This window comes from Bacteroides sp. 44_46, from assembly GCF_001915465.1.
GTDB lineage: Bacteria > Bacteroidota > Bacteroidia > Bacteroidales > Bacteroidaceae > Bacteroides > Bacteroides clarus.
Genome location: NZ_MNQO01000001.1, coordinates 122,699 through 137,186 on the forward strand (window position 1 = coordinate 122,699; position 14,488 = coordinate 137,186).

The 14,488-nt window shown below is 43.2% G+C and carries 7 protein-coding genes; 4 read left to right on the plus strand and 3 right to left on the minus strand.

Annotated elements, in window-relative coordinates; genetic code table 11:
• Positions 1–6 precede the first annotated feature (6 nt).
• The gene (locus tag BHV73_RS00495; RefSeq protein ID WP_009121813.1) at positions 7–3,213 is read right to left on the minus strand and encodes a SusC/RagA family TonB-linked outer membrane protein; all 3,207 of its coding nucleotides are present in this window, start codon (positions 3,211–3,213) and stop codon (positions 7–9) included.
• A gap of 420 nt (positions 3,214–3,633) precedes the next feature.
• Positions 3,634–4,482, minus strand: coding sequence for a hypothetical protein (locus BHV73_RS00500; protein WP_009121812.1), 849 nt, complete (start codon positions 4,480–4,482; stop codon positions 3,634–3,636).
• Between the two features lie 556 nt (positions 4,483–5,038).
• Between BHV73_RS00500 and BHV73_RS00505 the strand changes: the two genes are divergently transcribed.
• Together BHV73_RS00505 and BHV73_RS00510 are read left to right on the plus strand one after the other, a co-directional pair.
• Positions 5,039–8,527, plus strand: coding sequence for a SusC/RagA family TonB-linked outer membrane protein (locus tag BHV73_RS00505; RefSeq protein ID WP_286735905.1), 3,489 nt, complete (start codon positions 5,039–5,041; stop codon positions 8,525–8,527).
• A 13-nt stretch (positions 8,528–8,540) separates the two neighbouring features.
• Positions 8,541–10,409 carry a RagB/SusD family nutrient uptake outer membrane protein gene (locus BHV73_RS00510; protein WP_286735907.1) on the plus strand — a complete coding sequence of 623 codons (1,869 nt, stop codon included), beginning with the start codon at positions 8,541–8,543 and terminating at the stop codon, positions 10,407–10,409.
• A 93-nt stretch (positions 10,410–10,502) separates the two neighbouring features.
• Here the strand turns inward: BHV73_RS00510 and BHV73_RS00515 are convergent, their stop codons facing one another.
• Positions 10,503–11,609: a putative glycoside hydrolase gene (locus BHV73_RS00515; protein ID WP_087413091.1), complete on the minus strand. Its 1,107-nt coding sequence runs from the start codon at positions 11,607–11,609 to the stop codon at positions 10,503–10,505.
• Positions 11,610–11,808: 199 nt separating this feature from the next.
• On the opposite strand from BHV73_RS00515, the gene BHV73_RS00520 reads away from it, so the two are divergent.
• A complete protein-coding gene (locus tag BHV73_RS00520; protein WP_022217591.1) occupies positions 11,809–12,975 on the plus strand; it encodes an exo-beta-N-acetylmuramidase NamZ family protein in 1,167 nt (388 codons plus the stop codon).
• A gap of 57 nt (positions 12,976–13,032) precedes the next feature.
• Positions 13,033–14,487: a sodium:solute symporter gene (locus BHV73_RS00525; protein WP_286735910.1), complete on the plus strand. Its 1,455-nt coding sequence runs from the start codon at positions 13,033–13,035 to the stop codon at positions 14,485–14,487.
• Position 14,488: the final 1 nt, after the last annotated feature.

A 14,488-nucleotide genomic window follows, 5' to 3' on the forward strand; every position in this document is an offset into this window, starting at 1 on the left:
TATGGGTTAGAATGTAACATTAAGATTGAAACCAAATGAACGGGTAGAAGGCAGAGATGCCGTTTCTATACCCTGTCCGTTGCCAGTAGAGTATGTACATTCAGGGTCAAATCCCGGAAGATTATTGTACAGGAAGCATACATTGTTAGCCACGGCACTGAGCTTGAGACCTCTGATAATGGTTTTTGCAAACCATTTGTCGGGTAATGTCCAAGTCAGATTCAGCTCGCGCAAACGTACGTTCGTTGTATCATAGATATAATTCCCGATATTGCCGTAGAACTGTCCCCAATAAGTAGTAGGGTCAAGTTCAACCGTATTCGGCAGTCCGGTATTTACATTCACGCCTTGGGAAATAAGTCCCTTACCGGTAGTATAGTATTCCTCACGTCCGGCAACCGTTTCTTTGGTCTGACCGTTGGATTGCAAACGCATCATGGATTGCAGATATACATCGCCGCCGTAACGCACATCAATCAAGAAACCGAATGACAAGTTTTTCCAGCGTAATGTAGAACCGATACCGGCCGTCCAATCCGGATTCATATTACCCGATACGCGTAATGTGTTATCAACGATATACTTACCGTCGTCACCTACCAAACGGTTTCCGTTATCGTCATACTTAAATCCGTTCGTATAAATCTGTCCGTAAGGTTCGCCAACCGTAGCTCTTACATAACAGTTCTGTCCCATAGGTTGAGCCAAAGTGATAGACTCTACCCCTTCGGTAAGCTCAACAATCTTGGAAGAGTTCTTTGCAAAATTCACCCATACGTTCCAATCCCAGTCCTTCGTACGGACAGGTACGGCATTCACCTGAAGTTCCCAGCCCCAGTTGTCTACGCGTCCGGCATTGATATACTTAGCACTGTATCCGGATGTAATGGACGAAGGCATGGAGATGATTTGATTGTATGCGCGTTTGTCATAATAAGTAACGTCAAAGCCCAAACGGTTATCAAAGAAACGGACATCGGCACCGAATTCCATGGATTTGATAATCTCCGGTTTCAAATTAGCATTGGTCTTTGTCGAAGGTTCCGCTACACCCATCTGCCCACCTGCCATGTTGGAAACGGTAGACAGTACAGACAATAACTGATAAGGATCCGTATCATTTCCGGCTTCGGCATAAGATGCACGCAACTTACCGAAAGAAATCCATTCGGGAACATTCACCTTGAACTTAGTCAACATGTCGGTTACAGCCCAACCCAAAGAGAATGACGGATATAAGAACGAGCGGTTATTCTTCGGAAGAGTGGAAGACCAGTCGTTACGTACCGTCACATCGAAGAACAAATAATTATCCCAAGACAACTGTCCCAATGCATACAGGGATTGAACTTCCTTCTGTGAATTATAAGTCGACGTTGTTTGCGATATGCCATTCTGGATAGTATAGAGCTCCGGAATATTCAAGCCTTCGGCCGTAGCAACAAAAGTATTGTATTTACGGTTCATCTTATTACCGCCTACCGAAAGAGAACCGGAGAATTTAGAATCGGCGATATTGTCTTTCTGGGCCGTTACCAGGAAATCCACATTATATTCGGTCATATTATATTGTCCCGTAGAGAAACGGCCATCGCTATAACCGGAACTTGAAATCAATCCGTGACGTATCCATTTTTCTGTTTTCTTGCCATAAGTATCGCCACCGAAACGTACCATAGCCTTTAACCAACTGCTGATATCATACGTCAAGGAAGCAAAACCGTTGACGCGGTTCGTAACATCCTGGTTACCGGTAAGTGAAGTAGCGGCATACGGGTTATTTACGACTGTAAGCGGCTTGGAATACCAATCCAGAATATTGCCCTCTTCATCGAAAATATTTTTCATCTCGTGCAGATTAATGCTGCGGGGAGTATAAATCAATGCAAAAATAGGGTTAAAACCGGATGCGGAGAATTCCGGTCTTCCTTTACCTTTTTGATAAGTATAGTTCACCTTGGCATCAAGAGTAAGGTTCTTGATAATTTCACCGCCGGCACGAACCGAGAAATTATTCTTACTCAAACTGTTATTGGGAATAACCCCTTTACGTGTCGTATTGGAAAGTCCTACGCGATAATTCATCTTGGCCGCCGAACCCGTTACATCTACGGAGTTCGTCCAGGATGTACCCGTATTCATGAAATCCGAGAAATCATTGTTCTTAGCTTCCAAAGGACGGGTCTGCCCTGTCCAGTCGGTAACAACCGTACCCATTTTCGGACCCCAAGAGTTACGGGAAGTAATATCGAACGCTCCTCCCGTACCCTGACCGTATTCATTCTGGAACTCAGGCTGAATCATCACATTCTCAAAAGTGAAATTGCTATTGTAAGAAACCAGCGTTTTACCACCTTGTCCCTTCTTGGTAGTAACCAGGATAACACCGTTACCACCGCGTGAACCATACAGAGCGGTAGCCGAAGGGCCTTTCAATACAGAGATGGATTCAACATCATCGGGATTCAGCATTGACAATCCGTCACCGGTATCCGAGAATCCTGTACCCCAAGAGTTGGTAGTGGCATCGTCCACACCCTGAGTATTATCGAACGGCACACCGTCCACTACGACCAAAGGCATGTTATTACCGGAAATAGAGTTGTTACCGCGGATAACGATACGATTGGAACCGCCGGGAATAGAAGTTGCGGAAATATTCATACCGGCAACCTTACCATTCAGTGAAGTAGCGATATTTGCAGTACGGTTCTCGATAAGAGCATCCCCCTTTACATCCTGCACGGAATAACCGAGCGCTTTCTTCTCGCGTTTCATACCCAAAGCAGTAACCACGACTTCATCCAGCGCATAATTCGTTCCGCTCAAGGTTATTTTGTATTGCGAACTGCTTGTAATAGGAACTTCCTGATTATCATATCCTATATAAGACACAACAAGCGTTTTCCCATTGGACGGAACATCCAGTGAGAACTTTCCGTCGACATCCGTTGCAACACCTACACTCGTTCCTTGTACCAGTACTGCCGCTCCGATGATAGGTTCGCCATTGGAATCTATAACAACTCCCGAAATTTTCTTTGCATGCTGTGCATTTGACGAAGTGGCATTCTGCGCGTATACACTCATTCCAGAGAAGCAACCGCCGCACATAAGCATTAAACCGGTTACCGATAGAATAAATAATCTTTTTATCAAAGTAGTCTGTGTTACCATTACATCGGCACTACTTCTTTTGTGTTCTCCATTCATAAATGATTGATGATTTTGTTGTTAATTAAAAATAGTATTCTCAAAAAAATGGATAGCGGGTAGATAAATCAGAATAGAGCTATCCTACTCTTTTTAGGACTCTTTTACTGTTCCATAGGCTTTTCTTCCGTTTAAAGGTTCATAACTACTATATTATATCTCTTTTTTCTTTAAAAGTCCAAGTCCACGAGGAACTCGGTATATATTGATTTTGAATTAAATCCGGTTAATTTCTTAACTTTGCCGGTCGTTTTAAGAGATAAATCTTGTTATTAACAAAGGTGATAAAGTATTTTGTGTACTTCACACGTAACAAAGATATATTATTATTCAATATCAAGAACATTTCTTTGCAATTTTTTAACCTTATACTTTTAAATTTGCAAAGATTACTTCTATATACCTTATATATATAAGAGTTTAAGGTTCTTCAATATTTAAAGAATGGAATTCTATCAGTCCGTTCATCGGAGTTTCTTCAATTACATCCAATCCGATTCCAAATTCACCGGCAACTTCTCTCAGTATGGCTGCATAGCTGTTGGCCAACGAACCAACGAATCGAATAGGATAGTTTTTGTAGTCGTATTGGCATACGTTTCGAGTGAAAAAGCTTCTTAAATTACTGGTTATCAGATTGAACACATAATCATCATTAGTGTAATCAGCTAAGAAATAAGAAATCGTAGAAAGAAAACGATTCGGGAAAGGACGGTTGTACACCGATTCCATCACTTCATTGGGACTGATACGGAATTTCTCAAAAAAATCTGTCATCACATACTTAGGCGCCAATCCTTTTAGAACATCAGACAGAAACATTTTACCCAGTACGGCTCCACTGCCTTCATCACCTAAGATATAACCGCCCGCTTTGACATTCTTGACTACGATTTTTCCATCATAAAAGCATGAATTAGAGCCGGTTCCCAAGATACAAGCAATGCCGGCCTCGCATTTGAACAAACCGCGGGCAGCCGCAAGAAGGTCGCTTTCCACTTGGATAGGGGTTTTGAATTGTGCTACTAATGATGCACCCAATATATTCTTTTTCTCATAAGAGGTACATCCGGCTCCATAATAATATACTTGTTCTAATTTCCTTTTGAAAAAAATCTCGGGCAACCCTAAGCGTACACTCCGGCTAATCTCCCTTCGTGTTTGGAAGAAAGGATTAAGTCCCTCGGTGAAAACACGCTGTATCAAGTGGTTATCTTCAACCAGGGCCCATTCAGTTCTTGTAGAACCACTTTCCGCAATCAGTTTCATAGGTAGTTAGTTTTAGAATTGAATACAAATATATAGTTATTTTTAATATTTCTGCGATAATTCTTCAAAAAGTTTGCTTTATGGTCTGTATCCATCATTGCGGATTACTTTTATAGAATAAAATATTTGCAAGGTGATAATTGTTTGCGCATCTGCTACCAATAAACAGCCGGTTACTTATTTTAATTCGTTAGACATCTGTTATCCTTTCGTTAGACAACTGTCTAACGCAAGGGCAACAACCGTCCGACGAATTATTGTCCGCAGCCGTAGCGATTAATGGATATACAACATACAGAAAAAAACTGTAATCCGATTTTTTAATTTATCCTGATACCATCCATGCGAATAAGAAAATCCGCCCGAGTTCCTCGTGAACTTGGAAAAGAAGAGAAAAAAAGAGAGATAACATATACAATTATGAACCTTTAAATAGAAAAACGCCTATGAAGCAATGAAAGAATCTCAGAGGATATAGTTCATTCTACCCCTCATCCATTCATTTTTTACCTAATTGGAGAAACTATTTTTATTAACAAAAAATCATCAATCACTTATGAATGAAGATCGCAAAAAAAGAGGAATTGCAAATCATAAGATCCTCATGACAGTAGCTATCTGCGCACTGTTTCTTGGCAGCGGTAACACTTTTGCTGCCCGGTCTGCTTCCCATGAAAATCATGGTATAACCGAACAGATGCAATCTGTCGCTGTAAACGTATTAGTAGTAGATGCCCAAGGAGAACCCATTATCGGTGCCAACGTCATAGAAAAAGGTACCACCAATGGTGGAATTACAGACATCAACGGAAAAATCAAAATGAATGTCAAGGCAGGAGCTATCCTGCAAATCTCTTTTGTGGGATATACCACCCAGGAAGTAAAGGCCAGTCCTAACTTGCGAGTAGTATTAAAAGATGACACCGAGTTACTGGATGAAGTAGTGGTTGTAGGATATGGTTCACAAAAGAAAGAAAATCTGACAGGAGCAGTTTCTTCTGTTAATGTAAATCAGACATTAGAAGGACGTCCCATTGCCGATATCGGCCGTGGCTTACAAGGTACCACTCCGGGTTTGTCTATCCAAGTGCCAAGCGGTGAAGTCGGTTCCGACCCGATTATCAAAATACGTGGACAGGTCGGTTCTATCGAAGGTGAGGCAACACCCTTGATTTTGCTGGATAATGTGGAAATCCCCTCTATACAGATGGTCAACCCTGATGATATAGAAAGCATTTCCGTATTGAAAGATGCCGCATCCGCTTCCATCTATGGTGCTAAAGCAGCATTCGGTGTAGTATTGATTACAACCAAAAAAGGAGCGAAAACCGACAAGGTCAATGTTTCCTACCAGGGAAATCTCTCTTTCCAGAATATGGCTAAAGAGATGAAAATGGGACAACTCAATGCTTTGGAATATAGCGTGGAAGCCATGAAGCGTTCAGGAAAGACCGTCACCGGCGGTATATCATTCTACATGACAGAGTCCGGCTTGGAACGCGCTCGCGAATGGCAAAACAAGTATGGCGGCAAATTAGGACCTGACGATCCGTATGTATACGGACGAGACTGGTATGTGGATGCCAATGGACGAAATATTGGTCTAAGGACATTTGACCCATACGATTATATGGTACGCGAATGGGCGCCGACCCACTCGCACAACGTTTCAATCAACGGAAAAAGTGGAAAAACAACTTATAATATCGGTCTGGGTTACCTGCACCAAAACGGTATGATGAAACCCGCCAAGAAAGACGATTTTACCCGTTATAACGCATCCGTACGTTTAAGTACCGAAATTAATAAATACTTGACCGTACGTGCCGGTTCTATCTTCTCTTCACGCGACAAGAGATATCCATACGCAACATCATCTACTACGGCCGACCCCTGGTTGTACTTATACCGTTGGGGACCTAACATGCCGTTAGGAGTCAATGAGGACGGAAACGACCTGCGCAGCCCATGGTCTGAAACCAAACAGGCCAATACGGCTTCACAAGTAGACAACTATCTAAACATAAGCCTGGGAACAACAGTGAATGTCACAAAAGACTGGAAGTTTGATTTCGATTATACTTACGCCAGCGAAACAGGTGTCATCAAAAGACCGGGAACCCGTTACAGCGCAGCCAATGCATGGATGGCAGGTACATTAAAAACAGATGCGGCAGGCAACCAAATCTATGTAAACGATTTAGGCCAGCAGGTAGCAGCAACCGCAGAAGGCGCGATGCCGGCATATGAATTGCCATATCAAGAGTACACGGCTCACGGCGCCAACCCCGACCACATTTATAGAAAATCTTCGGGAGCCCGTCGCCATACTTTCAATGCCACAACAGATTATAACTGGCAATTGAATGATGACAACAATTTCAAATTCTTGCTCGGTATGAACTTGGTGACTTACGATTATGAAGATAACTGGTCACAAATTACGGACTTAACCGATATTACCAATCCCCAGTTTGATCTCGCCGTAGGTACTCAAACAGCAAGCGGTAACCAAAAGTGGGAAGGCCAAATGGGTTATTTCGGTCGTATCAACTACAACTATAAAGAAAAATATCTGTTGGAAGCCAATCTGCGCTATGACGGTACATCCAAGTTCCCGTCCGGAATGAAATGGCGTTGGTTCCCCTCATTCTCTGCCGGCTGGCGTTTGAGCGAAGAGGCTTTCATGGAATGGGCAAAACCGACACTCAACTCTTTCAAAATCCGCGGTTCATGGGGTATTATCGGTGACCAGACCGTAGATAACGGCTTATATGTGTCTTCTCTGGGTACAGGACAAGTTAGCTGGTTAGGCGCCGACGGACAGAAATTATTCTATCGCGGTACCCCGACAGCCGTAGCAACTTCCATTACTTGGCAAGACATCGCTACACTGGACTTAGGCTTCGACGCACGCTTCTTCCACGGTGATTTCGGCGTTACCTTTGACTGGTATCAACGTGATACGCGTAATATGATTGTTCCGGGCGCGGGCGTAGCCTATACTTTCGGCGCCGCAGCTCCTAAAGGAAATTACGGTTCTTTAAGAACACGCGGCTGGGAAGTTTCATTAGACTACAACCATCGCTTTAATAACGGCTTGGGTATCAACGCCATGTTTACATTATCCGACGCCCAAACAGAAATCACAGAATACAGTGACACCCGTTTAATCAGTGATTATTATGTGGGCAAGAAGTATGGCGAAATATGGGGTTACAGAACCGAACGCTTATACCAGAAAGATGATTTCGTATACGATAATAACGGCGAGTTAGTAACCGTATGGGCATTAAATGGAAAAGAAGTGGCGGCAGGAACTGCCGGCGCCAAAGAAATGAACAAATTGAAAGATCCGAACGGAGTATATCAAGACTTCCTGCAATCGGGTGACTTCAAATTCGGTCCGGGTGATGTGAAATACGCCGATTTAAACGATGACGGTAAATTAGGTAATGGCGCAGGTACGGTAGATGATCCGGGAGATAAAGAAGTAATCGGTAATGAAACACCGAGATTCGAATATGGTATCCGTTTAGGAGCAGACTATAAAGGTTTCGACCTTTCTGTCTTCATGCAAGGAGTAGGCAAGCGTCAGATATGGGGTAACGGTTTCTTGGCTATCCCCGGCTACAATACCGCCGATGGCGCTCTTCCCGATGCTATCGCAAGCGACTACTGGACTGAAGATAATCCCGGAGCATTCTATGCGCGCCCGTGGAACCAAGCCGGTTCAAACGATGCTTATAACTATTACAAACAGTCTCGTTATCTATTAAACATGTCTTATTTCCGTATCAAGAATATCACATTAGGTTATTCTCTTCCGGAAAATATCATCAAAAAGGTACGCATGCAAAAAGCACGTATCTATCTGGCATTGGAAAACTTCTTTACATTTGACAAGTTGAACGGACTCCCCATCGATCCGGAAGCCATCTCAGGTTATTCCATGTTCGACACAGAGAACTACAACAGTGGCCGTACAGGTGTGGGAACTCCAACTTTCAAGAGTGTATCAGTAGGTGTACAGTTGAACTTCTAATAAACAGAATTATATGAAAAAATATATATTTACTTTACTTTCTGCCGCAACCTTTATAATAAGCGGATGCGACTCGGTTCTGGAACGTCCGGTGCTGACGAAACCATTGGATGAAACATATGGAAAGACCGATACTGAATATCGGTTGTATGTTAACGAAGCATACCCCGTTTATTTTGTAGGGTATAACAGCAGTTGGGGTAGCGCCTACGCTCCTCTGAGAGGATATAATTTTTCTGACGACAACGCGTCATCGGGAAAACAGACTTCCTTTGAAAATACGATTCCTACCAGTCGCGGCAGCTACAATACCAGCGACCTTGCCAATTCATGGATTACCCAATACGCAGCCGGCAACTGGAACTTTGCCTGGGTACGTAAATGGAATATAATGATTGACAAGTTGGAGCAGTATAAAAGTGTCTTAGAAGAAGAAACTTACAATCATTGGATGGGAGTAGCCCGGTTCTTCCGCGGTTTTGAATACTGCCGTTTAGTGGAAACCTTTGGCGATGTGCCTTATTACAGCAAGTCCATCACCGATGCGGATACCGATGAAATGTACAAAGACCGTACTCCGCGTAATGAAGTAATGGGATATGTATACGAAGATTTTGATTTTGCACTAAACAACATCCGCAAAAATGACGGTACCCAATATCTGAACAGATATATCGCTGCCGGTTTCATCAGCCGCCTGATGTTATTTGAAGGAACTTGGCAGAAATATCACAAAAGCGATACCGAACTTGCCAAAAAATACCTGACGCAAGCAAAAGAGGCAGGTGAACTGGTATTGGGCAACAACCAGTGGCAAATCTCCAGTGACTTCAAGAGCCTGTTCGGTTCGATGGATTTGAGCGGAAACAAAGAAGTTTTAATGTACAGACACTATGATGCTGGTGTCAGCGTAACCCACTGTGTGGCCTCTTACTCCAACGGTGCGGAAAGTCAAGGCGGCGCCACTCTGGCATTAGCGAAATCATTCATCTGCAATGACGGTAAAGTATACCAAAACTCAACTCTTGCGGATGCGGACAACCTTGATATCGAGAATATGGCTAAAACCCGCGACCCGCGTTTTGAGGCGACATTTTGGGACGAGCCGCGCATTCAAGCCGGTACACTGCTTTACAGTTGGAAATTCATAGACCGTGTCGGCCCCACTTATTTCGGCGGTACCTATCCTGCCCAATATGGCAGTATGACTAATACAAACGACTATCCGGTCATGCGTCTGGCAGAGGTAATGTTGAACTGGCTGGAAGCTAAAGCAGAATTGGCGTTAATGGGTGGTGAGCTTGTTACACAAGACGATATCGATAATACAATCAATAAGATTCGCGACCGTCCTCTTGATGAAACCGCTATCAGCAAAGGTTTACAGAAAACACGACACATGCAACTGGCTGAGATAACAGACAATTTCGACCCCGCACGAGATAAGGGAGATTTAGTAGCCGGTGACTATGCCGTAGATCCGTTAATTTGGGAAATTCGCCGTGAACGCCGAATGGAGTTTGTGTACGAACATTCCCGCCTGCTTGATTTGAAACGCTGGAAGAAGCTGCACTACATGAATAATAAAACATATCCGGACACAATGCTCGGCTTATGGATAGATTTAAAAGCAGAACTTCCCAACTATCTTGAGGAGGACAATATTGGTATCACGACTGTGGCAGTGCCTGATGGTAACGGATACAAATACATAACCTATGACGGAACCAATGCCGACGAAATGAAAGGTTTTTATGTCCCGGAAGCTGCCGAAGCAAGAGATGACTTCAGCGATCGTTCATATTTGGCTCCTGTAGGTGAGGCTCAAATCAACGAGTATAATGCTAAAGGATATAAGTTAACGCAAACAACTCTCTGGTAACAGAAGAGCATTACCGATAAGAGGTATATTAAGGAGGGGAGCGGCTTCCATTCTTAATATACCTCTTTTTTATAATACTCTGTCTATGAATTGTTATAAATTGAACTCCTGATTAATTCTTCTCGCCGCTTCCAGCTTTCCGTCTTTCAATAAAGCCCGGGCATTAAAGAAATTGACCCCATCGGCTCCTGCCTCAATGGATAATTTAGCCGCCTGATACAACTCTTCCGCTGTAATATCGGGTACAAACAAACCGGAAACATATTTATTTTTATGGAAAGTCTCGCGTAAGCCGTTCTCAACACTAAACGGTATCCAGTCAAGGCTTTCCGAATAGAAAGACTGATAGTTCATCGGGCATACGATATCCAGCTTCCATGTAGGCCAGTCCTGATATACCGTCATACGCGCACGGGTGGGATACGGAAATACCGCAGCCGAAAGTAACTTGCCCTTAGCGTGGGTTTCGCCGGCAATTTCGTTTACCAGAGAGGAAACTTCATTCAAACGGAATTGCAACCATTCCGGACTCATCCAGGGAGCCTGCAAATCCAACGGAGAATAACCGAACTGTTTTTTGAACTTTTCAATCGCTGCCGGATGATAGCCGAAATCATATTCCGCACGATAGGTATCCTGCTGAATTTTAAATTTATATTGTTGCAACCGCCTTCCCAATACGGCATCATTATAACGGATAAAATCCAGATGCACAGAAGTCAACCCTTCTAAAGCCGCATACGAAGCCGCCTTATCTTTCATATACCGGCGAGCTTCCGGAACAGACGGGCTCAACCACTTATAATGTTTTACATAAGGATCGTACTCATGGCTATTATAGCCTACACGATTGACATCAAACCATTCCGGATGCGCCAATGCCACAGAATCCCGGGGAGCATTCACCGTAAACATCCAAGCATGTACCTTCGCCCCCGGATAGGACTTGGCAGCCTCGATATAACGTGCCACTTCCTCAGGAGAGCCGCACATGTAATAGTTTTTAATTCCCGCCTCATCAAAAGGCTTCATCCAGCGGATAATAGAATCTACCGAAGCCGTTTTATCCACATCGTCCCATACGCCTAAAGCAATTTTCTGTTCTGTTACGGGTGTTTTCTTCTTGCTTTTTGCAGAAACCGGCAATACACTGTAACAAAAAAAACAAACAAGTGCTGCAAATAAATAAGTAGTTTTCATGATGATGATTTTAAGAGTTATACAACATAAATTAAATTCGCATGGTGACAAAGATAGTATTTTCTTGAATATCAGCTAATGCCTGCGTCAATTAATTGCAAATTAATAATTATAATACTAAATATTCGCAAATAATTGTTTTTGATATTAAAATAAAAAGTATCTTTGTTCCATACAAATTCCCCTTAATAATACTATTATGAAGAAGCTGCTACTATTGACCATTCTGCTATGTAGTTCATTATTGTGTCAAGCGCAAAAAGAGCGCATTATCTTAGGCGATGAACAAACTTCAGAGTATTTTCCAATCCTGAAAGGAAAACGAATTGCGATTTTCTCCAATCACACCGGAATGGTGGGAGACAAGCACTTACTGGATGTTCTGCTGGAAAACAAATTCAACGTAGTAGCAATCTTTTCACCCGAGCACGGTTTCCGCGGAGATGCGGATGCGGGAGAGCATGTATCCAATTCCGTTGATAAAAAAACAGGGGTTCCCATCCTTTCCCTTTATGACGGAAAAGACAAAAAGCCGAGTGAAGCATCCATGAGAAAATTTGATATACTGGTTATCGATATACAAGACGTCGGCTTGAGATTCTATACCTATTATATCACAATGTGCCGATTGATGGACGCCTGTGCGGAATACAACCGCAAGGTTTTATTGTTGGACCGTCCCAATCCGAACGGACATTATGTAGACGGCCCGATACTGGATATGAAATATAAATCCGGAGTAGGCTGGTTGCCTATCCCCATCGTACACGGAATGACGCTGGGCGAGCTGGCGTTAATGGTAAACGGCGAACGCTGGTTACCGGCTTCACGCGTATGCGACCTTACCGTTATACCTTGTAAGAACTATACACATCAGACCAAATACGTCTTGCCGATTCCACCTTCTCCCAACTTGCCCGACATGAAGTCCATTTATCTATATCCGGCTACCTGCTATTTTGAGGCTACGCCCGTCAGTCTGGGCAGAGGGACCTCACTCCCCTTTCAGGTATACGGCCATCCCAACATGACAGGCTATAATTACAGCTTTACACCTAAAAGCATTCCCGGAGCCAAAAATCCTCCGCAGCTGAACAAACTGTGCCATGGTGTAAATCTCAGTAATATGAGCGACGAGGAAATCTGGGAACGCGGAGTAGATCTGAGCTACGTAATCGATGCGTATAAGAATCTGAATATGGGTGATCATTTTTTCCGCCCTTTCTTCGAACTGTTAGTTGGTACCGACTATGTTCGTAAAATGATAGAAGACGGAAAAAGCGCCGGAGAAATAAAAAGCCGTTGGAAAGGCGATGTGGAAAAGTTCAAGGAACAACGGAAACCTTATTTGTTGTACCAAGAATAATCATTCATAAAAAACAATTACTAATCAACCTGTAAATACTAATACCCGATCACAACAATGAGTCCACTATCCGTTATCATCACTATCGCCGTCTATTTTATAATACTATTTACAGTATCTTACATTGCCGGCAGAAAAGCAGACAATGCAGGTTTCTTTGTAGGTAACCGCAAATCATCCTGGTATGTGGTAGCCTTTGCAATGATTGGCTCCAGCATATCCGGAGTAACGTATGTCTCCGTACCCGGCATGGTCGCCGCAAGTAACTTCGGCTATCTGCAAATGGTATTGGGATTTATTGCCGGACAGTTAATTATTGCTTTTGTCCTGACACCCCTATTCTATCGGATGAACCTGGTTTCTATTTACGAATACCTGGAGAACCGTTTCGGCATGTCCTCATACCGGACCGGAGCCTGGTTTTTCTTTATCTCCAAAATGCTCGGGGCTGCAGTACGCTTATTCCTTGTCTGCCTGACATTGCAGTTGTTGGTATTTGAACCTTTCGGATTACCGTTTATTCTGAATGTGGCTATCACCGTAGCATTGGTATGGTTGTATACGTTCCGCGGCGGAGTAAAGTCGCTCATTTGGACAGACTCTTTGAAAACTTTCTGCCTCGTGGTATCGGTCGTATTATGTATCTGTTACATCGCTTCCGACCTTAATCTGTCTTTTACCGGCATGATAAGTACAATTACCGACAGTGATATGTCCCGTATATTCTTCTTCGACGATGTCAACGGCAAACAATATTTCTTCAAGCAATTCTTTGCCGGAGCGTTTACCATGATAGCCATGACCGGATTAGACCAGGATATGATGCAGCGTAATCTCAGTTGTAAGAATTTTAAAGATTCACAAAAGAATATGATTACCAGTGTCATTTCACAGTTCTTCGTGATTCTGCTGTTCCTGATGCTGGGCGTATTGCTTTACATATTCGCCAACAGCCAGGGAATACAGGTAGACAAAAGCGACGAGCTTTTCCCCGTAATCGCTACCGGAAACTACTTCCCTGCCATTGTAGGTATCCTGTTTATTATCGGCTTGATTTCTTCCGCTTATTCGGCGGCCGGTTCCGCCTTGACGGCTCTTACAACATCTTTCACCGTAGATATTCTCGGCACCAAAGGAAAAACGGAAGAAGAGATTGTTAAGATACGGAAACGGGTACACGTAGGAATGGCCGTAATAATGGGTATCACTATTTTTATATTTAACCTGCTGAACAATACCAGTGTAATTGATGCCGTATATATTCTGGCAAGCTACACGTACGGTCCTATCTTAGGCTTATTTGCCTTCGGTATCTTTATGAAGCAACAGGTACGGGATAAATACATACCGCTGGTAGCGATCGTCTCCCCGTTCCTCTGCTTTATCCTGCAAAAGAATTCGGAAGCATGGTTCAACGGTTATCAGTTCAGCTACGAACTGCTTATATTCAATGCACTGTTCACATTCATCGGACTCTGCATATTGATAAAGAAAGACAAAAAGAACATTTAAC